Genomic DNA, 20,455 nt, shown 5'->3' on the forward strand with positions numbered 1-20,455 from the left:
TAGTGCTCCATTTGATTGATCCCCGTCACGCCAGGAAGCCGTTGTGACAGTTCAGCCCCGTGCCTAGGGCCAATGCAGCAAAGCGTCAAGCGACGCCGGGCCTCCTGCGCCAGCCGGACAAACCAAAAAGCATAAGTATTGCTACAATTGCCGGGCCTTCGCCCCATACCGCATAGGGTGTCACGCCAAGCGCCCCCGGAACGGATGGCACATCCAGATAGCCCGCCGTGCCAAATGGCAGTGCCTGCACCACGCGCCCGCGCGCATCAATCACCGCCGTCACCCCGGTGTTGGCGACCCGGATCAGCGGCAAACCCTGTTCAATTGCGCGCATCCGTGCCTGTTCAAAATGCTGGAACGGCCCGGTCAGCGTGCCAAACCACGCATCATTGGTGATTTGCAGCATCCAGTCCGGGCGCACGGACGCGCCACGCGGGATCTGAGGAAACACCGCCTCATAGCAGATCAGCGGCAGCACAGATCCAAGCTCCGGGCCCAGATCCAGCACCTGCGGCCCGGTTCCCGCCGAATAGCCATTGCCGACCTGTGCCGCAAAAGCCCCGATCCCGAACCACTCTTGCAGCAAATCGCCCATCGGCATGTATTCGCCAAATGGCACCAGATGAAACTTGTCATAGGTCGCGGTCAGCGCGCCCTCACCCTCCAGCACCCGCAAGGAATTCCAGCCTCGGTCGCCCTCAACCCGCTGAATGCCGATGGCAACCTTGTTGCCACCCGACGCCGCCGTGATGATCGGCGCCACCTCGGGCGAGAACTCCAGCAGATAGGGCACCGCCGTTTCAGGCCAGATCGTCATATCCGCAGGCGAGCCATCACGGGTCAGATCAAGCTGGCGCTGGAACAGAATGCGCGCCTGATCCGGGTTCCATTTCAGATGCTGCTCGGCATTGGGCTGTACCAGCCGCAACGATGCAGCACGTGGGGCAGGTTCCGGCTGGCCAAGGTGCCAAAGGCCAAAACTCATGCCCGCCACCAGCGCCACGGCGGCAACACCCGCCCCCCACCAGCGCCCGATCAGCGGCAAAGCCGCCAGTGCCAGTGTTACCACGGTCAGCCCCGTCGCCCCCCACAGCGCCACGGTCTGCAACACCGGCACCCCGTGCCACATGTGCCCGACCAAAGCCCAAGGAAACCCGGTCAGGATATAGCCGCGCAATAGCTCCACCGCGCCCAAAGCCGCCGCAAGCGCCAAGGGCCGCAGCACAAACCGGCAGGCCACCGCATTCGCCACCCCCCAGAACAGCCCGAAACCAAAGGCCATCAGCACCACCGCAAACGGCGCCATCCAGCCATAGACCCACGGATCAATGAAAAACGGCGACACGATCCAGTTCAGCGAGGCCCCGAAATACCCCGCCCCCACCAGCAGGCCGGCCCAGAACGACCCCGCCACCGATGCGGGCCGCATCATCCGCGCCATCGCCCAGATCAGCGCCGGAAACGCCAGATACCACGCCGACAACGGGGCCTGCCCCAAGGCAATTGCCGCCCCTGCCAGCACATCCAGTGCTGCAACCCGTCGGTCAGGGACCGCTCCAATAAGCCTGCGCCGCAGGCTCAAGATGCGACCTTCTCCATCACCACGGGCACCGCAGCCTCAATAACCGGATCAGGCAAACTGCCCGGCAAACGCAGCCGCAACCGCTTGATCCGGCGCGGGTCAGCATCAACCACCTCAAACTCGGCCCCGGATTCATGTGGCACGATCTCACCACGCGCAGGCACCCGGCCCGTGCGCACAAAGACCAGCCCGCCCAGCGTGTCGATCTCCTCGTCATCCTCGTCATGGCGCAGCTTGAACCCGATCGCGGCCTCAAACTCCTCCAGTGGCGCGGTGGATTGCACCAGAAACACGCCGGGCTTTTCCTCTTTCCACAACAGACCTTCGTCCTCGTCGTGTTCGTCCTCGATCTCACCGATCACGGTTTCGATCAGGTCTTCAATGGTCACCAACCCGTCAACCCCGCCGTATTCGTCAATGACCAGCGCCATATGCACCCGCTCTCGCTGCATCTTTTGCAACAAAACGCCGATCGGCATCGACGGCGGCGCATAAAGCAACGGTCGCAGCAATTTGCGCAACGAGAACCGGCCGGACGAGCCAAAGCCATGCTGCAGGGCCAGATCCTTCAGCAACACCAGCCCCTGAGGATGGTCCAGCGTGCCCTTATACACCGGCAGACGTGAAAACCCCTGCTCGCGGAATACTTCCACCAGATCATCGCGGCCAATATCAATGGGAACGGCGGCAATATCCACCTTGGGGATCGCCACATCATCAACCCGCAACCGCCGCAGGTTGCCCAGCCCCGGCACCGACCCGCCACCAGACGCAACCGCAGGCACAGAATCGTCAGACTTGCCACCCGACGGGCTGTCGGCCCCCGAAAACACCCCCATCAAACGTCCGAAAAAATTTCTACTCGGAGGTTGGTCTTCTTCGACCTGCACATCAGACGGCGCGCCTTGCGCCGCCATAGACCCGTCGTGACTACTGCCCATTGATCCTTGTCCTAAAAATACCCTCACTTCGGGCGCGCCTTCAATATGGGTCATCGACCCCTAAAGTGGCAAGTATCGCCACCTCATGTTTTTCCATCAGTGCTGCATCGGCATCATCAACGTGATCATAGCCCAGCAAATGTAACACTCCATGAACAACCAGATGCAGGACATGATCGGCCAGCGGCTTGCCCGCCGCCTTGGCCTCCCGCGCACAGGTGTCATAAGAAATGGCAATGTCGCCCAAGGACCAAGGCTCTGCTGCCTCGCCTGCAAGGGGCCGCGCAGGGTCTGCCCCCGGCCCATCTTCGGCCAGATCCTCCGATGGCCAGCTCAGCACATTGGTGGGCAGCGGCTTGCCACGAAACTCTGCGTTCAGCACCGAAATCCGCGCATCATCGCAGCCCATCACACAAAGGGTAAATCCCGGCTCCGGCATTCCCAGCCCCGCCAGCACCGCAGAGGCCGCACGCAGGGACAAAGACTCCAGCCCCAGCCGCTCCCAACGGTCATCTTCAATCACACAATCGACCAGCGGTTCCATGCCCGCGCCCTACCCCAACCAACCAAAGTGAACAAGCCAAACCAATGGCCCGCCCCTTCATCCTGGCGAAAATACTCTCGGGGTGGGTCCGGGGGGCAGACAGCCCCCCGGCGTTTTCAGCAGCCCCCGACGTCAGGCCTGTGGCGCCTCGTCCGACTCATAGGCCTCGATGATCCGCGCGACCAACGGATGCCGCACAACATCTTTCGATGTAAAGTAGTTGAACGTCACGCCGCGCACGCCATGCAGAATGCGCTCGGCATCGGCCAACCCCGACGGCATCCCACGCGGCAGGTCAACCTGTGTGCGGTCGCCAGTGATCACCATGCGGCTGCCCTGCCCCAGACGGGTCAGAAACATCTTCATCTGCATGGTGGTCGCGTTCTGCGCCTCGTCCAGCACCACAAAGGCGTTCGACAGCGTGCGCCCGCGCATGAAGGCCAGCGGCGCGATTTCGATGCGCTTCTCCTCCATCAGCTTCTGCACCTGCTTTGCCGGCAGAAAGTCGTTCAGCGCGTCATACAGCGGCTGCATGTAGGGATCGACTTTCTCCTTCATGTCGCCGGGCAAAAAGCCCAACCGCTCGCCCGCTTCCACCGCCGGGCGCGACAGGATGATCTTTTCCACCGCGCCGGAAATCAGCATGGTGACGCCGACCGCAACCGCAAGATAGGTCTTGCCCGTGCCCGCAGGCCCGATGCCAAACCCAAGCTCATGGCTGAACAGGTTTGCCACATAGGCCTTTTGCGCCTCGGTCCGGGGCTCAATGGGTTTCTTGCGGGTGCGGATCTCCATGCCGGGGTTGAACAGTTCAATCTGCTCGCCCTCAGCGTTCAGGGTCGACTGACCCAGACGCATGGCCCCGTCAATGTCGCCTGCGGCGACGGTGCGGCCGGATTCAAGCCGGGCATACAGGCTGCGCAGCACTGCCGCCGCCTGCTCTCGCGCCCCCTTGTCCCCAATCACCGCAAGACGATTGCCTCGTCGCAGAATATGAACGCCCATCTGGTGTTCCACCTGCGCAAGATTGCGATCAAACTCGCCGCACAGATCAATCAACAAACGGTTGTCCGGAAATTCGAGAACAGACTCGATCATGTCCTCGGGCTTGGTCGGGGGGGTCAGCGCGCTGATGCCCAATGAGGTCTCCTTTATCTAGGGCCTGTATGTATGGTGCGCCGCGTCACATGATCTGGCAAGCACCGATTTCGTGTCGCTACGACTTTATGTCCAGCCACCGCACGAAATTGTGACACCCGCCCAAAAAGCAGGCAAACGATCTGGTGGCCGAAAAACCAAAAAGGCCACGGTTTCCCGTGGCCCCTTAGACGCTTTCACAGGTGCAAGATCAGTTCGCGCGCCGCACCACAGTCTTGATCCCCGGCCCAGAAACACGATCTCTGACGCCGGGTGACCCGGTTTGATAGTTTTTCAGAACCGTGCCCGGCGGGTAGAGGTTGTTACAGACCGGCAGGCCCGAAACCGGGTCGTAACGCGGTGTGGAATAGCCTTCCAGACCGTCATCCATGATCCAGTTCTGACACCCATCCGGATCATAGGCGATGGCCGCCTGGCCATTGCGCAGAACGCCAGTGTCGCGGCCCTTGTCCAACCCGGTCGCGATGATCGAATCCGGCCCGCTATAGCGCTGCGTGCCCTCGAAACTTTCGGTCACACAGCCGCTCAATGTCATAGCTGCAAGGGCTGCGCCGATTTTGAATGTATTGTTCATGCTGATCACCACCGGTAGCAGACGACTTCGACCCGACGATTCTTCTGCATGCCAGCAGCCGAATTGTTCGAGGCGATGGGCTGACGTTCGCCAAAGCCGATTTCACGCTCAACATGCGCACCGGCCGACCGGGCGACATTCGCCACAGCAGCAGCACGGCGCTTCGACAGACCCATGTTGTATTCATCCGATGCACGGCTGTCGGTGTGGCCATAAATGACATACCCAAACGCACCGGCAGACTGGAAGAACGACTGCAACCGTGACCGCCCCTGCGCAGTAAGCTGCGCGCTGTCGGTTGCGAACATCTGGTCCGTGTTTTCCACCAGACAGGTGTTGCGCTTCAGACAGACCGGCTTGCCGGTTTTCGGGTTGCGACGAGGGACCATATAGCCCTCAAGTCCGCCATCAGCCCACCAGTGCATGCAACCGTCATCGTCGATCCACACACCCCATTCAATTTTTCCGACGACCTCAGGGGCGCCCTGCGCCATGGCGGATGTCGCACCCGACATACCGACCGCGAGCGCAGCTCCCCCAAGGATCATCCGCAACGCTTTGGAAAAACGTTCCACAGCAGCAGCCCCCTTCATTGTGACTAGTTACACGCAGACATATTAAACCAGAATTGCCGTCGAGAAAAAGTGAAGTAAAGCGAAATCTGAACAATTCAGGGCATTTATGTGGCAACCCTTAGGCGTTCGGACTGTTCAGGCCGCAACATGTTGCGCCATTGTCCCCAAAATGAAAACAATCTGCGGCGGACCGCAGCACTGATCAGATTCAGGAAATTCTTACCGCAGACAGCGAGTTGGCAGACGAAGCTAACACACGAACCTGCGCAAGCTCGCCCACTTTTCCCGTCGCATCGTTGACGTGAACGGCGTGCAGGTGGTCAGATTTGCCCACCATCTGACCGGGCTGGCGTCCGGGCTTTTCATACAACACCGTCACCTCGCGCCCGACCATCGCTTCCTGCCCCGCCCGCTGCTGCTCCAGGATCAGCGCCTGAAGCTGTTGCAGCCGCGAATCCGCAACCTCTGATGGCACCGGTGCTTTTTCAGCCGCCGGGGTGCCGGGCCGCGCGGAATACTTGAACGAATAGGACTGCCCAAAGCCAACCCGACGCACCAGATCCAGCGTATCGGCAAAATCGGCGTCCGACTCGCCCGGAAAACCCACAATGAAATCAGACGAGAACAAAATATCCGGCCGCACCGCCCGGATCCGGTCGATCACCCGGAAATAATCATCCCGCGTGTGCTTGCGGTTCATCGCCTTCAAAATCCGGTCAGACCCCGACTGCACCGGCAGATGCAGATAGGGCATCAGCTGCGGCACATCGCCATGCGCGGCAATCAGATCATCGTCCATGTCATTGGGATGGCTGGTCATATAGCGAATGCGCTCCAGCCCCTCCACCGCACCCAAGGCCCGGATCAGCCGCCCAAGGGTCCACGAACCGCCCTCGCCCAGCCCATGATAGCCGTTCACATTCTGCCCCAGCAGCGTAACCTCACGCACCCCGCGCGACACCAGATCGCGCGTCTCCCGCAAGATCCGGTCCACGGGGCGGCTCACCTCGGCCCCACGGGTGTAGGGCACCACGCAGAACGCGCAGAACTTGTCGCAACCTTCCTGCACCGTCAGAAACGCAGTCGGCCCGCGCAGGGCTTTGCGCTCGGGCAGGTGGTCAAACTTGTCCTCGGCCGGAAACTCGGTATCCACCTGCGGCCCCTTGGCCCGCGCCAAAGCGGGCAGGCGGTGATAGGCTTGTGGCCCGACCACAATATCCACCAACGGCATCCGCCGCTGAATCTCGGCACCTTCGGCCTGTGCGACGCACCCCGCCACCCCGATTTTTAGATCGGGCTTGGCATCCTTCAGCGGCCGCAACCTGCCCAGATCGGAAAACAGCTTCTCGCTGGCCTTTTCACGGATATGGCAGGTGTTCAGCAGCACCATGTCGGCGTCTTCCACCACATCGGTCAGCGTATAGCCATCCGCGCCCATGGCCTCGGCCATGCGCTCGCTGTCATACACGTTCATCTGGCAGCCGTATGTCTTGATGAACAGCTTCTTGGCTTCGGTCATGGCTCTACCCCGCCGTGGATCAGCGCGTCTTCTACCGCGAACCGCAGTTGGGCGCAACGCGCGGCGTCACGCACCAACCCCTTGCCAAACGGCGGCCCATCACCGATTCTACCGTCAAAGGCGGGTCACCGCCCGCGACAGAGAGAACACATGCGCCACAGTGGATTGACCCAGTTTCTGACCGTTGCCAAAGGCATCATCGACAAAGGTCCGGTCGCCCTGATCATGGCCGAAGACGAGGTAGAGGTCGACACGACCCTGCGCCACCACCTCACTGCGGGCTTTCCAACCGTGCTGCTGCTGGCCCCGCCAGAGATCACGCTGCACCCCCGGATCGAAAACGCGGTTCACCGCATGGATCATGATGTTCATGCCGAAGGTGCCCTTGTCGCGGCTGTGAACGCCCTGTCCGACGCGGTGCCCGACGTCTGGCTGTTCTACTGCTATAATGCCGAGTATCTTTTCCACCCATTTTGCGAAACCCGCAACGTGCAGGAAATGCTTGCCTTTCACACCGAAGAACGGCGCGAGGCGATGCTGGCCTATGTCATCGATCTCTATGCAGGCGACCTGAACCGCTTTCCCAATGCCGTGTCACTGCATGACGCGCATCTGGACAAATCCGGGTATTACGCGCTTGGCCGCCCCGATGCTCTGAACCAGAACCACCCCAAGGAACGGCAGCTTGATTTCTTTGGCGGTCTGCGCTGGCGGTTTGAGGAACATATCTCACCTCAGCGCCGCAAGATCGACCGGATCTGCCTGTTCAAAACCAGACGCGGCCTGACACTGCGCACAGATTTCACCCTCTCGGATGAGGAGATGAACACCTACGCCTGTCCGTGGCACAACAATATCACCACTGCGCTGGTGTCGTTCCGAACCGCAAAAGCCTTGCGCAGCAATCCCGGCTCCCGGTTTGACATCCACGATTTTCGCTGGCGCAACTCCACCGCTTTTGAATGGCACAGCCAGCAACTGATGGATCTGGGCCTGATGGAGCCGGGTCAATGGTTCTGACAGCAACCTGACTCCGGTCTTCTCTGCCATACCAAGTTGCCGCATTGACAGGGATTCGCCGCAATATTGCCATTTGCACGCGCCGCAGATGTGATTCTTAAGTATTATCAGTGGTTTTCGCCGTCATTCGTTCTTTTCGACGGTTGGCAGCGTTGAGCGCGCCCCATTGAACAAAGCATCCGACTGCAGATACTCTTCTGCTTGTCACCGATATCAGGTCCATGCACATCGAACCCCGAGCACTGCCTCAAACACTGGACTACATTGAGGGGGAGGCACCCGCGTCTTTCCTGTCTCGTCTTGCCATGGCAAACGGATCCAATCTCACAGAGCTGGCCAGCATTTTGGGCGTCAAGCTCGTTGACGTCATCGACGGGGCGCCGGCTACGATTGGGTGGTTGGCGCTGGTCGGTGGGATTGAACCCGACCGGATCGCACGGTCGACCTTTCGGCGGATCGGGACAAGGTCTTTTGCGCGAGGAGGGCATCAGCTCCCTCGCCAGTCCGTTGTGTACCAGATCGCGCGGATTTGCCCGGCCTGCTTGCGAGAGGATGCCCGTCTCTCTGGCCAAGCCGACCAGATCGGCATGGGCTTTCGGTCCAATTGGCAGGTGCCATTCCTTCGAAGCTGCACCCGCCACAATGTTGCGCTTGTCCCGGGTTGGTCTTGTGCTGATCGTGTTCATCGCCACGATTTTGCTTCCCGTGTCGGGCTCATCCTGCCGGCAATCCTGATAGGCGCGCTGGATGGTGCTGCGGTCCCGCCCTCGCCTTTCGAGCACTGGATCGAACAGCGTCTTGCTGGGGAAACTGGGGACCATTGGCTTGACCAATTCGATTTCTACGCCGCAGCCACGTTTTGCGAGCTCTTGGGTCGGGCGATCCTCCTGGATCGCGTCTCAAAGAATTCAAAGCTGACTGAAATCCAGTGGCGGCACGCGGCAGACCTCGGTTTTCGCAGTGCGGCTGCAGGACAAGCCGGAATTCGAAAAGCGCTGCTCGATGTCCAGGAACGCGGCGGATCACCGAATGATGGCCCCCATGCCAGGTTCGGTCCACTCTACGATCGCTTTTCGCGAGACCTTGATGGTCCGGAGTTCGACCCATTTCGCAAGGTCCTTCAGGACCATTTGCTAACCACGTGGCCGTTGGCCGCAGGTGAAAATGTGCTTGGGACATTGGTGGAGAAACGGCTCCTGCACTCCGTCCGATCCCTCGCAAATCAGACCGGTCTGGGCACGGCGCGCTTGCGCAAAGCCTTGCTTGACGCGGGGTTGGTCGCAGAAAGCTCGCCCCGGTCAGACGCCTGGGACGTGTTTGACGCCAAGACCGCAGAGACCCTGGTGATTCCGATGCTGGAGGGCCTCGGGCTTTCTGACGTAGTACAAAACTTCAATTTCCCCCGCGACCAGTTTGAAGTCATGATAGGCGCTGGCTTCATCAAGTCCCTCCCCACCGGGGAAGGCACCTACCCCGCCTTTCTCGCTTCCGAAATCACGGCCTTCCTCGGGGTTTTTCTGGGCGTGGCAACGCCAATGTCAGCCGCCCAGCATGACTTTACAGACATCCCGACGGCGGCGAGGCGGCTCCTGTGCTCATCCAGGGACATCGCCCGTCTGGCGATCGAAGAGCGGTTGCAAAGGATTGGTAGACACACTGGTCGCAGCGGCTACTTATCGATCCTCGTGAACGTGCGCGAAATCCAACCCCTTCTGTTGCGCGAAACGGCGATCGGCATGACTGTCGAGCAGGTTTCCGAGAGCCTTGGTCTTGCCGCAGGGGAAGTGCGCGCTCTGATTAGGGATGGCGTCCTGCTGGCCACACTGGCACCCAATCCGATCACGCAGAAACCTCAGTATTACGTGACCGATGCGCAACTGCGCGACTTCTGTTCGACTTTCGTCACGCTGAAACACGTAGCGGCTTGGCTCGACCTCGATCGCGACATGACGCGGAAAGAGCTCCAAGCATCAAAGGTCAGGCCTATCGGACCGCCAGAAAGACCCTATGGTTTTGCCTATCGACGCATCAAGATAGGCGAGCGGTTTGCCTCGACGTGGCCACGGTCAACCAGGCTGCCCCGCACGCCGTCAATGGTCGACCAAGGCGTTACCGCTCCCGGACCGGGCCTTGAGGGTTTTTAGAGGGGGGCTTCGAGCCGCGCGATTTCTTCTGGTGCGCCCTCGAAGACGTAAGGATTGAGGATGGCCCGACCGGCAAGTCGATCCTGTTCGACCCTGGTCAAACCAGCCTCCGCCGCGACCGTCCTGAAGTAGGAATGGATGGTCCGAATTTGTCCAGCAATGATACTTATTGCTTTTTCCTGACGAAGGCCGAAGTTGCCCGCCGCGGCCAACGCTGATGCCAACAAGCTGCGGCGATCTTCTCCGTTTACCGCCATGGCTTGGTTGGCCTCACGTCCCAGCCTCGGGCGCGGATCGATGTCGTAGGCCGGAGTAAGACTGATCGTTTCGCCATCCCAGAAGCAGGCATGATTGCGCGCATGGTCATCGGTGTTTCCCACCAAGATGTTGAAGCACATCCGCGACCAGAGTTCAGCCATGTCGCCTGCGGGGTCACGTGCGCGATGCCGAAGAATCTCGGCGGTAGCGGGGTAACTCGCATAGCGTGCCCCGTTTTCGTCCAGCCCTTGAAGGGTGAGGGAGGAGATGATCACTTTGCGCAGCCAAAAGGACTTTTCTTTGACCCTGTCAAACCTTTCGACCAATAGAACGTCTTTGCCCTCAACCTCGGCCAGGTCGACGTTCGCCACGCTCAGACCCGCCAACTTGGCAATGCGCATGGCGACGAATTCGCCACGAACGACGTTGAGGGTGTCCCGTGAGGAGGAGAACTTCGCAATAAGTTTGCGGCAACCATCCACCAGCAAGGCCTTCGGGCGTGCCCCGCCGATCGAAGTGCCATGACGCAGGGCAGCTTCCAGCTCTGCGGAAAGGGGGATGCCTTGCTCGATGGAAGCAGCAGCATTCAGAAGATCGGCGAGGCTGGCGTCCTGTTGAATGCGCGCAACATACTCAGTCGGTGAGGCCTGAAAATCGAGCGCACCGATCCGGTCTGAGCCAGACAGCAAGAGATAGCTCAGTTCATCGAGGTCCCCTGTGTCGACATCCGACCCTCTGCTGTCGAACTGCCGGTACAGCACCACCCGCCGCCCCCATTGATCGGGTGCGGCGTCGCGCAGCGCACCGGCAATCACATGCGGCGCTTCCGGCACGATGATGGAACTGCCGAGTGGCAACTCAGGAGTCCAGATCGCAATTGCATTCGTTCGGGCGAGATAGCTGCGGCCGTATGTGAAGCGGTAAATCCCATCGACCAGATCAATCCTGCCGCAGACCACCGGCTCGGCCTGTCTCGGGAGCCAGATCCAGACGAAGGCGGTCGACGCCGGCTGGTAGGGTTTAGGCTTCATTGCTAAGCTCTCCGAATTACTCGACTTGTCAGAAATCATTGTCGGGCTTGCTCTGCGAAGCTTGGAAAGCCCTCCGCGGCAGCAGTGCGTTGATTTCCCGTTTGTGGGCCAGCAAGGTGCCGAGCGATCCCACGGGCACGTCGAACAGCGGGATGCCAAGCACAACGGCCGCCTCAAAGGCCGCGCCAATGGAGGTTCCGGGCTCCCCCGCTTCAAGTCGCTGGATCACCCCCCGCGAGACTCCGGTTCGCACGGCAAGCTCAGCCGAAGTCATGCCTCGTTGGACCCGTGCTGCACGAATCATTTCGCCAAGAATGCTGACTGCCTCTCGAGCATGCGTCGAGACCTGCGGAGCTTGCTTCATCTTGGAAGTTGATCCTCAAAAGAGCCTTAAAGGCGATATGAGATCTATATATAGATCAATTATGGCTTTGTCGAGACTCTGGCCACAACCTGCTGCAGACCACCAAATCGCCAGATCAGAAAGGCTTCGCGCGCGCGGCTTCCCCATAGATCTGGTCGATGGTTGCGACGCTTATTTCAAGGCACCTATTCCGAATGCAGGAAGGATAGTGTCTGATGAAACCTGCAGCTTTTGGAGATTTCTAACATGACCCGAAGACCAACCCTTGATGACATACAAGCTAAACAAGCGGCATTCATCGGCCCCCCGCCACCGCCACAGATACCAAAGTTCACGCGTACTTCGGATCGCGAGGCTGTCTACAAGATGATGCTGGACGATCTGATATCGAAGATCGCAAAGAACAGCCGTCAGGCGCTGAGAAAATAGGGAATTGCCTCAATACCCTGAAAACGCTCACCCAGAACAACGCATGGCCTGTGTGCCTTGTGTTGTCCGGGACCGAACAGCTCGAGCGGGTGCTGAACGACGACTACCAGCTCGGCCGCCGCCTGAACACCATGAACCTCGCGCCTCTGAACTACGCGACGGATCGAAAGAGACTCGAGAAAATTGTCAAAACCTACATCGACGGGGCTGGCCTTCAGGACAATGCCTCAATGACTGACAACTTTTTGCCGCGCATGATCGTGGGAACGTGTGCGCGGTTCGGGATCTTCATCGAGGTTCTGATTGAAGCGGTTCGCTGCGCGGTTTTTTCGGAGTCCCCGTCGGTCGAGCTCGAGCATTTTTGCGCGGGGTACAAACGGCGCGCAAGCTGTACCGCTGAGTTCAACCCGTTCATTTCTGTCGAGTGGCGGAAGATCGATGCCAGCAAATTGTTCGAGAAGGAACCACCTCCCTCCACACCTCGGAAACGCACGCCCCGGGTGGTCAACTCCGATGATGAATAGCCGATCGACGGCGAAGACGACAAAGTGGCCCGGTGCATGCACCGGGCCTTTTCATTTCCGGGCGAACACACCAAAATCAATGAGATTTTGCGGGTTGAATCTATGGCAAATGCGGCGCTCTTGCTGCTCGGAATTTTGCCACACCCAATAAGATCATAAATTATCGCTTAACTTCAATACTTTATGAGATAACGATTTCGTGATCAGAAAGATTTGCGGCATCCGGCCTGACCGCGACCACGCCCGCCATTGCTTGCCCGAGAAGACGCGCGGCACGCGCGCGACGAGACAAAAACAGCGCGGCGCAGCCGCTCCTTCAGATCAACCGCCTCAGCCAGAGACCTCGGCAAGCAGCTGGGCATTCCCGCCCGAGGCCGTGGTATCAATGCAGGCGTGTCGCTCCAGCGTGACATGGGCCACATCCGGCATCTCGGTAATCAGCGGCAGGATCGGCCCCGACCGCCCCGCAAGCGCGCGGGCATAGTCGCGGGCCGCCGCCTCGTCTCCCCACCAGATCGCGCCGGAAAACCCTAGGGCGCTGCCCAGCGTCTCCGGCGTCAGTCCGGGCACTTCAACGGCCAACCCGCCCAAGGCGCGAACGGCCTCGGCCTGCGCCATCGCCTGCGCCGCCGTCGGGCCAAGGCACAAGATCGGCGCACGCGCCACGCGGGTCAGACGATTTGACTCCCCCGTAGGCCCCGGCAGATCAACCGTCAGCGGTGCCGGCGTCGCCTGCGGCGCACTCAGGGCCGCGCGCAGCTGCGCATCGCTCGTCACCGCCGAAGCGGTATTCCCCGCGTTTTCGGGCGCTGCCGCGCGGGTGAAACGATGCAGGTAATGCGGCCCGCCTGCCTTTGGCCCGGTGCCCGACAACCCCTCACCACCAAAGGGCTGGCTGCCCACCACCGCGCCAATCTGGTTACGGTTGACATAGATATTGCCCACGCGCAGGGCCGCCACCACCTGCTGCACCCGGTCGTCAATCCTTGTGTGCAGACCAAAGGTCAGCCCGTACCCGGTGGCATTCACCGCCCCGATCACCCGGTCCAGATCGACCGCCCTGAACGTTGCGACATGCAGCACCGGGCCAAAAATTTCGCGCGCCATGGCCGCAATGCCCGGCACCCGGATCACCGTAGGGCCCACAAACGTGCCCCCCCGAGGTGCCGCCATTTCCTTCATCACCCGCCCCTCGGCGCGGGCCTGCGCCACATAGGCCGCAATTCCCGCCTGTGCCTCAGCGTCGATCACCGGTCCCACATCGGTCGCCAGATCCCACGGATCGCCAAGGCTCAGATCGTCCATCGCGCCGAACAACATCTCCAGCACCGTATCGGCAATGTCTTCCTGCACATACAGGCACCGCAGCGCCGAACAGCGCTGCCCCGCCGACTGAAAGCTGGATGCCAGAATGTCGCGCACGGCCTGTTCTGGCAGCGCGGTCGAGTCGACAACCATCGCATTCAAACCACCCGTTTCGGCGATCAACGGCGCGCCGGGGGCCATATGTTCGGCCATGCTGGCCCTGATCTTCATTGCGGTATCCGTGCCGCCGGTAAAGGCTACCCCCGCCACCCGCGTATCCGCCGTCAGCATCGCCCCGACTGCGCCATCACCCGGCAACAGCTGCAAAGCCGATACCGGCACGCCCGCCTTGTGCAGCAAACCCACCGCAAACGCCGCGATCAGCGGTGTCTGTTCCGCAGGTTTGGCCAGCACCGCGTTTCCAGCCGCCAGCGCCGCCGCGATCTGCCCAGAGAAAATCGCCAACGGAAAGTTCCACGGGCTGATGCAAGCAAAGACACCCCGCGCGGGGTGGCAAAGCGCCGCCGCCCCATCGGCATAATAGCGCAGGAAATCCACCGCCTCGCGCAGTTCTGACACCGCATCGGCGTGGGTTTTGCCCGCCTCCCGCGCCAAGAGCGCAAAGATTGGCCCAAACTCCGCCTCATACAGATCGGCCGCCCGGTGCAGCACGTCGGCCCGCACCCTGGCCTCTGCCGCCCATGGCTCGGCCAGACGCAGCGCGGTATCCACATCCGGCCCCGCCGCATCCGTCACAAACCCCACCCGCGCAGCCGTGGCCGGGTTCAGCACCTCATGCCGCAACCCGCCCGCAGCCCGGCCTGCCAGCATCGGGGCCGCCTCAAACACCACATCGGCAAACGGCGCGCGCGCTGCCTCCACCGCCGCCAGATCCGGCGCGGCGCTCAGGTCAAACCCGCGCGCATTGCGGCGGTCGCCAAACAGCTCCGGCCCGGTCAGCAGCGCCTTGTTGGGCAGGGTCAGCCCCACCACCGCCGTCAACGGGCAGGCGGCGACGCGCAAGGGTGGCACATCCTCATCCACGATCTGGTTGACGAAACTGCTGTTGGCCCCGTTCTCCAGCAATCGCCGCACAAGATAGGCCAGCAAGTCACGATGCGCCCCCACCGGCGCATAGATCCTGCAGCGCGTGCCGTGGTCACTCAACACAATATCATGCAGCCGCTCGCCCATGCCATGCAGGCGCTGGAACTCATAGGCCATCGCATCCACGCCCATGTCTTCGGCCATGTGCAGCACCGCCGCGACCGTATGCGCATTATGCGTGGCAAATTGCGGATAAATCCGGTCGGTCATACCCAGCAGTTTGCGCGCATTGGCGATATAGGACACGTCCGTCGCCTCTTTGCGGGTGAACACCGGGAAAGACTCCAGCCCCAGCACCTGCGCCCGCTTGACCTCGGCGTCCCAATAGGCGCCCTTGACCAGCCGCACCATCAGCTTGCGGTCCAGCCGTTCCGCAGTGTCGTGCAGCCAGTCAATCACCGCGCCTGCGCGCCGACCATAAGCCTGCACCACCACGCCAAACCCGTCCCAACCGGCAAGCGAGGTATCGGCCAGCACCGCCTCGATCACCTCCAGCGACAATTCCAGCCGATCGGCTTCCTCGGCGTCGATGTTGAATCCGATGCCCGCCGCACGCGCCAGCCCCGCCAGTGCGCGCACCCGCGGCACCAGTTCCGCCATCACCCGCGCGCGCTTGGCCACCTCATAGCGCGGATGCAGCGCCGACAGCTTGACCGAAATGCCCGGATTGGCGCGTATGTCGTTGCCCTTGGCGGCACCCGCTATTGCCGTGATGGCGCGCGTATATGCCAGATGATACCGCCGCGCATCGCCTTCGGTGCGGGCCGCTTCCCCAAGCATGTCATAGCTATAGGTATAGCCCTTGCCCTCAAGATCACGCGCCCGGTCCATCGCGCGCTCAATCGTCTCGCCCAGCACGAAATTGCGGCCCATTTCTTTCATCGCCTGCGCCACCGCGCGCCGGATCACCGGCTCACCCAGCCGTTTGACCGCGCCGCGCAGGTGCCCAACCACCCCCGGCTCGCGGTCGTCCAGCACCTTGCCCGTCAGCATCAAGGCCCATGTAGACGCATTCACCAACGAAGACGCCGACCGCCCCAGATGCCGCCCCCAGTCGCTTGGCGCGATCTTGTCCTCGATCAGCGCATCCATGGTTTCCGCATCGGGCACCCGCAACAGTGCCTCGGCCAAACACATCAGCGCGATGCCTTCATCGGTGGAAAGGCCGTATTCGGCGAGGAAAACCTCCATCAACCCCGGCTTGGCGCTTTTGCGGATGCGGCTCACCAGATCGGCCCCCTGAGCCGAAATCGCCACCCGCGCCTCGGCTGGCAATGCGGCCTCGGCGATCAGCGACTGCACCAGCGCTGCCTCATCGCGCAGCGCCTCATTCTGTATGATCATCATGGCAAGGGCGGGGGACTCATGCGGCATCTGGCATCTCCTGTTTGGATCATCATACCGCGCTATTCAAAGGCTGTTCACCCGATTATCATGCCTGCCAAAGCCATTCCGCCCGCAAATCAGGGAATTTTCGATGCCAACTGCAGAACCCGATCTGGACCGTTTCGACCACGCCATCCTGCGCGTCCTGTCCACCGAGGGCCGGATCAGCGCGGTAGAACTCGCCCGCCGTATCGGGCTATCAAAAAGCCCGACCCAAGCGCGGATGAAACGACTAGAGGAATTGGGCGTAATCACCGGCTACCGCGCCGGACTGGACCCTATCAAAATGGGGCAAGCTCATGTCGCCTTTGTCGAGGTCAAGCTGGCCGACACCCGCGAAGCTGCGTTGCAAGCCTTCAACAAGGCAGTGATGACAGTGCCCGAAGTCGAGCAATGCCACATGATCGCCAGCCGGTTCGATTACCTGCTGAAAGTGCGCACGGCAGATATTCAGGCCTATCGCCGCGTGCTGGCAGAGCGCATCAGCGCCCTGCCCCATGTCACCAGCACCTCAACCTATGTGGCGATGGAATCGGTCAAGGAAGGCCCGATCTGACCGGCCATTGCCGCGCACCAACGTCATCACGCAGGCCATACACGAACCAGACGTGGCGCAGCCTCAAAACACACCGGAAATTTTCTGCGTTTTCAATCGTTTGCCGCCACGACCGGGCCGGGCGCAGCGGCAGACCCATACCTTGGGTCAGGTGCGGAACAGATCCTGTTCAACACCCGCCGCCTCGAACAGATAGTCGCGGCTCGCCTCCAGCTCGGCCCGCAGTTTGGCGATGTCATGGCCCAGCATCATACCCTGCCACTTGCGCACCACGCCCGCGCAGATCACGGTCGACACGTTGGACCGCTCCATCAGCGTGACCACGGCCCCCGGCACATGGTTGAGTGGGGCCACGTTCAGCGCGGTTGCGTCCAGCAGGATGATATCGGCCTCTTTGCCCGGAGTCAGGGTACCGGTTTTATGATCCAGCTTCAGACCCTTGGCCCCTTCCACCGTGGCAAAGCGGATCACGTCCAGCGCCGACAGCAGCTTTGGATACTCCTCGCCCCGCAGCGCCTTTTCGTTGGCGATCATCCGTTGCAGCGTGATGGTGGACCGCATCTGCGTGAACATATCCGCCGTCATGGTGCATTCCACATCGGTCGAAAGCGACGGCTGCATCCCCATATCCAGCGCCTGTTGCAGCGGCGGGTTGCCATGGCGCATCTGCATCTCGATCGGCACCGAAAGCGAGATATGCGCCCCCGCATCCGCCGCCGCCTTCCATGCCAGATCGCTCATCCCCGTCATATGGATGAAGATGTTATCAGGGCCAAACTTCCCCGCCATCGCCAGCCCGTCAAAGGTCGGCTGCATGCCGAACGTACCCACCACATGCAAGGCAATCGGAATGCTCAACTCCCGCCCTATGGCCCATGCTTCCTCGTGGAACGGCAGATAGATCTCGCCCCCCATAACCATCGACAAAAGCTGGTTATCACTCGAGAAATGCTCGGTTTTTACCCGTCGCGCGTCGCCCGGATACTTGGCCAAATCGCCCCAGCCTTCAAAGTATCCCAGCACCGCCCGGCGTCCGGTATCGCGCAACGCACTGATCGCGGCGTCGGTGTGTTCGGGGCTGTGATGGATCTGGCTGACATCCATCACCGTGGTCACACCCGCATCAATCTGTGCGATGCCGCCGAACAATTCCGAAATATAGACATCCTGCGGCCGATACAGCACCGAGAACTTTTGGAGCATCCATTCGTAATAGTTGGCAGTGCTCTCCGGGCGGCCATCGTTGACCAGAATCGCATCCGACAGCAGACTGCGCAGGGCGGTTTCAAACTGGTGGTGATGGGTGTCGATGAACCCCGGCATCACCACATGGCCGGTGGCATCAATCACGGCCGCGTCGCCCGCGTCGATCTGCGCCGCGACGGCCACGATCTTTGCCCCTTCCATCAGCACATCTCCCTTGGCAAAGTTGCCCACAGCGGCATCCATCGACAGCACATGACCGCCCCTGATCAGCGTGCGCCGACCCGGCTGGCCGATCCCCACTGGCATGGGCGCTACCGACAGGGCACCCACAGCCGGGCGCGTGGCAGACGCGCCGCCGCTGTCAGCCGGGGCCTTGGTACGGGTATCACAGACTTTGCACATCCCTTAATCCTCCCAGATTTTCGTATAGCGAAATTTTGTTCGCATTGATCACAAGACAAAGATCGCCCTCGCAAAAGGGCCGGCCCTAGCGCGTGTCAAAAACCGCCGAAAGTGCCGGCACCCGCGCCGCCGCGGCACCAATCCGGCTAGCCGCCGCGCGCAAATCGGCTAGGCGGTTGGCAACCATCTCATCCGGCGTCACCATCCCAGAATATCCCGATGAATTCAGAGCGGCCACGACATGCCCTTCAGCACATCGAATGGGCACTGCCAAGGCGGTAATCCCGTAGTCCAACTGATCGACCGTGGTAGCAAATCCCGTCTCGCGCACCTGATCCACCAGCGCCCGCAGCGCCACTTTGCTGGTCACGGTGCGTGAGGTCAGGGCCACCGGCGTCATAGCCGCCAGCGTCCGCTCCAGTGCCGCGTCATCCAAGCCCGCCATGAGCACCCGCCCCAGACTGGTGGCATGTGCCGGATAGCGCGCGCCCACCACCGCCGTTGCCCGCCGCGCGCGTTGGGTGGAATGATGCGCAATATAGATCACATCGGCCCCGTCCAGCATCGCAACAGAGGCGGCATCGCCATGCGCCTCGACAATCTTGCGCAGTTCCGGCAGCAGCAATTCATCAATACGGGCGGCGAAATAGAACCCCGACCCAAGACTCATGACCTTTGGCCGCAGATGAAACCGCTTGCCGTTCTGGCCCACGTAGCCAAGCGCGCCCAGCGTGATCAGACTGCGCCGTGCAGCAGCGGGTGACAGTCCGACGCGACGAGCGATCTCTGAAAGGGTCATGTCGGGATGGGCGGCATCAAAACATTCCAGCACCGCCAGCCCCTTGGCCAGCGCCTCGACAAACTCTGCCGGCCGTTCCGATTCCATCGTGCCACTCCCGTCCATGACTTAACCCTCTGGTGCAAGAACGAAATCAAAGCGGCACTTGGCATCCGGCTTTTGTTCGGTTGCGGGAAGGGTGTCGGTCTTTTTCACTGGTTCCAGCTTGGCGATCAATGATTTTCGCACCCCGAAGACCGCGTCATTGTCGATGTATTCGGTGTTTTCAAAGAAAAGCTCGGTCGTAATGGCGCGGTAGCCTTTGGCGCGCACGATGTAGTGCAGATGCGCTGCCCGCCATGCGTGCCGGTTTCCCGCTCGTAACAGATGCCCCACGGGGCCATCATAGGGCACGGTGTACGGTTTGGGCAGCACTGTGGTATACCAATATTCACCAATATCATTGGTGGTGATCAATCCGCGCAGATCATACTTGTTCTGTCCTGAAGCTTGCTCCTGAATAGGATACGTGCCCGACCCATCCGCCTGCCATGTGTCAATCAACGCCCCCGCCAGCGGGTTTCCCAGCGAATCACGTACCACGCCATGCACCAGAATGGTCGCCCCATCGCGCCCCTTGGCCAGATCGCCCCCCAAGTCCAACGTGGGCGCATTGTCCAGATAGAACGGGCCAAGGTTCGATCCTTCGGTCGATCCGCCACGGGTATTGATCATGTCAACCAGCGCAGACAGACCCAGCACATCCGACAGCAAGATGAACTCATGCCGCTCAGGCGTTGATATCTGCCCGCAATCGTAGAGGAACATCAGAATACCCATCCACTCCTCATGGGTCATGTTCACTTCGCGGGTATAGTCGTGCAGATGGTCAATGAAACCCTCGAGCAGAAATTTGAACCGGCTGCCCTCTTTTGTCCGGAACGACTCTTTGACCGCTTCTGCCAGTGTGAACTGATTGATCTCTTTCACGGCGTAGCTCTCCCCCGGAAATCTGCTGTTGACGGAAAGTTAGAACGCTCCATAATATTCGG

The 20,455-nt window shown here is 60.9% G+C and carries 17 protein-coding genes and 1 riboswitch; of the genes, 4 read left to right on the top strand and 13 right to left on the bottom strand.

From position 1 onward, the window contains the following. Positions 1-3: 3 nt before the first annotated feature. A riboswitch (SAM-SAH riboswitch) is annotated at positions 4-53 on the bottom strand. 32 nt (positions 54-85) lie between these two features. The 7 genes from lnt to miaB all read right to left on the bottom strand — a co-directional run bounded on the left by lnt (position 86) and on the right by miaB (position 6,893). Then, positions 86-1,582: an apolipoprotein N-acyltransferase gene (lnt, locus tag Q8K08_RS07150; RefSeq protein WP_305249622.1), complete on the bottom strand. Its 1,497-nt coding sequence runs from the start codon at positions 1,580-1,582 to the stop codon at positions 86-88. Further along, the gene (locus Q8K08_RS07155; RefSeq protein WP_305249681.1) at positions 1,579-2,523 is read right to left on the bottom strand and encodes a transporter associated domain-containing protein; all 945 of its coding nucleotides are present in this window, start codon (positions 2,521-2,523) and stop codon (positions 1,579-1,581) included. Before Q8K08_RS07155 ends, lnt begins: the two co-directional genes overlap by 4 nt. A 40-nt stretch (positions 2,524-2,563) precedes the next feature. Further along, entirely contained in the window at positions 2,564-3,067 is a 504-nt protein-coding gene (gene ybeY / locus Q8K08_RS07160) for an rRNA maturation RNase YbeY (protein ID WP_304797698.1), read from the bottom strand. A gap of 132 nt (positions 3,068-3,199) precedes the next feature. After that, positions 3,200-4,207, bottom strand: coding sequence for a PhoH family protein (locus Q8K08_RS07165; protein ID WP_370870526.1), 1,008 nt, complete (start codon positions 4,205-4,207; stop codon positions 3,200-3,202). A gap of 208 nt (positions 4,208-4,415) precedes the next feature. After that, complete coding sequence (locus Q8K08_RS07170; RefSeq protein WP_304803150.1) at positions 4,416-4,799, bottom strand: hypothetical protein; 384 nt, start codon at positions 4,797-4,799, stop codon at positions 4,416-4,418. Between the two features lie 5 nt (positions 4,800-4,804). Beyond that, complete coding sequence (locus Q8K08_RS07175) at positions 4,805-5,374, bottom strand: OmpA family protein (RefSeq protein ID WP_322573383.1); 570 nt, start codon at positions 5,372-5,374, stop codon at positions 4,805-4,807. Positions 5,375-5,582: 208 nt separating this feature from the next. After that, a complete protein-coding gene (gene miaB, locus Q8K08_RS07180) occupies positions 5,583-6,893 on the bottom strand; it encodes a tRNA (N6-isopentenyl adenosine(37)-C2)-methylthiotransferase MiaB (RefSeq protein WP_305249623.1) in 1,311 nt (436 codons plus the stop codon). A 150-nt stretch (positions 6,894-7,043) separates the two neighbouring features. Between miaB and Q8K08_RS07185 the strand changes: the two genes are divergently transcribed. Both Q8K08_RS07185 and Q8K08_RS07190 read left to right on the top strand, forming a co-directional pair. Then, positions 7,044-7,913 (top strand): hypothetical protein, encoded by an 870-nt coding sequence (locus Q8K08_RS07185; RefSeq protein WP_304803154.1) that lies wholly within the window; start codon positions 7,044-7,046, stop codon positions 7,911-7,913. A gap of 221 nt (positions 7,914-8,134) precedes the next feature. Further along, a complete protein-coding gene (locus Q8K08_RS07190; RefSeq protein WP_305249624.1) occupies positions 8,135-10,057 on the top strand; it encodes a TniQ family protein in 1,923 nt (640 codons plus the stop codon). Here the strand turns inward: Q8K08_RS07190 and Q8K08_RS07195 are convergent. Both Q8K08_RS07195 and Q8K08_RS07200 read right to left on the bottom strand, forming a co-directional pair. Continuing rightward, positions 10,054-11,385 (bottom strand): type II toxin-antitoxin system HipA family toxin, encoded by a 1,332-nt coding sequence (locus Q8K08_RS07195; RefSeq protein WP_305249625.1) that lies wholly within the window; start codon positions 11,383-11,385, stop codon positions 10,054-10,056. The genes Q8K08_RS07190 and Q8K08_RS07195 overlap by 4 nt on opposite strands. After that, the gene (locus tag Q8K08_RS07200; protein ID WP_305249626.1) at positions 11,375-11,710 is read right to left on the bottom strand and encodes a helix-turn-helix transcriptional regulator; all 336 of its coding nucleotides are present in this window, start codon (positions 11,708-11,710) and stop codon (positions 11,375-11,377) included. Before Q8K08_RS07200 ends, Q8K08_RS07195 begins: the two co-directional genes overlap by 11 nt. Positions 11,711-12,201: 491 nt before the next feature. Between Q8K08_RS07200 and Q8K08_RS07205 the strand changes: the two genes are divergently transcribed. After that, positions 12,202-12,663 carry a hypothetical protein gene (locus tag Q8K08_RS07205; RefSeq protein WP_305249627.1) on the top strand — a complete coding sequence of 154 codons (462 nt, stop codon included), beginning with the start codon at positions 12,202-12,204 and terminating at the stop codon, positions 12,661-12,663. Between the two features lie 330 nt (positions 12,664-12,993). Here the strand turns inward: Q8K08_RS07205 and putA are convergent, their stop codons facing one another. Continuing rightward, positions 12,994-16,449, bottom strand: coding sequence for a bifunctional proline dehydrogenase/L-glutamate gamma-semialdehyde dehydrogenase PutA (gene putA, locus Q8K08_RS07210; protein ID WP_304803156.1), 3,456 nt, complete (start codon positions 16,447-16,449; stop codon positions 12,994-12,996). Positions 16,450-16,552: 103 nt separating this feature from the next. Between putA and Q8K08_RS07215 the strand changes: the two genes are divergently transcribed. After that, positions 16,553-17,017: an Lrp/AsnC family transcriptional regulator gene (locus Q8K08_RS07215; protein WP_304803158.1), complete on the top strand. Its 465-nt coding sequence runs from the start codon at positions 16,553-16,555 to the stop codon at positions 17,015-17,017. 147 nt (positions 17,018-17,164) lie between these two features. On the opposite strand, the gene Q8K08_RS07220 is transcribed toward Q8K08_RS07215, so the two are convergent. The 3 genes from Q8K08_RS07220 to Q8K08_RS07230 form a co-directional block, all read right to left on the bottom strand. Next, positions 17,165-18,625, bottom strand: a complete 1,461-nt coding sequence (locus Q8K08_RS07220) for an amidohydrolase family protein (protein ID WP_305249628.1) — start codon at positions 18,623-18,625, stop codon at positions 17,165-17,167. Between the two features lie 85 nt (positions 18,626-18,710). Further along, entirely contained in the window at positions 18,711-19,511 is an 801-nt protein-coding gene (locus tag Q8K08_RS07225) for an IclR family transcriptional regulator C-terminal domain-containing protein (RefSeq protein ID WP_304803162.1), read from the bottom strand. 21 nt (positions 19,512-19,532) lie between these two features. Next, positions 19,533-20,393, bottom strand: a complete 861-nt coding sequence (locus tag Q8K08_RS07230) for a dioxygenase (protein ID WP_304803164.1) — start codon at positions 20,391-20,393, stop codon at positions 19,533-19,535. Positions 20,394-20,455 lie beyond the last annotated feature (62 nt).

The organism is Pseudotabrizicola sp. (genome assembly GCF_030684215.1).
Classification (GTDB): Bacteria; Pseudomonadota; Alphaproteobacteria; order Rhodobacterales; family Rhodobacteraceae; genus Pseudotabrizicola.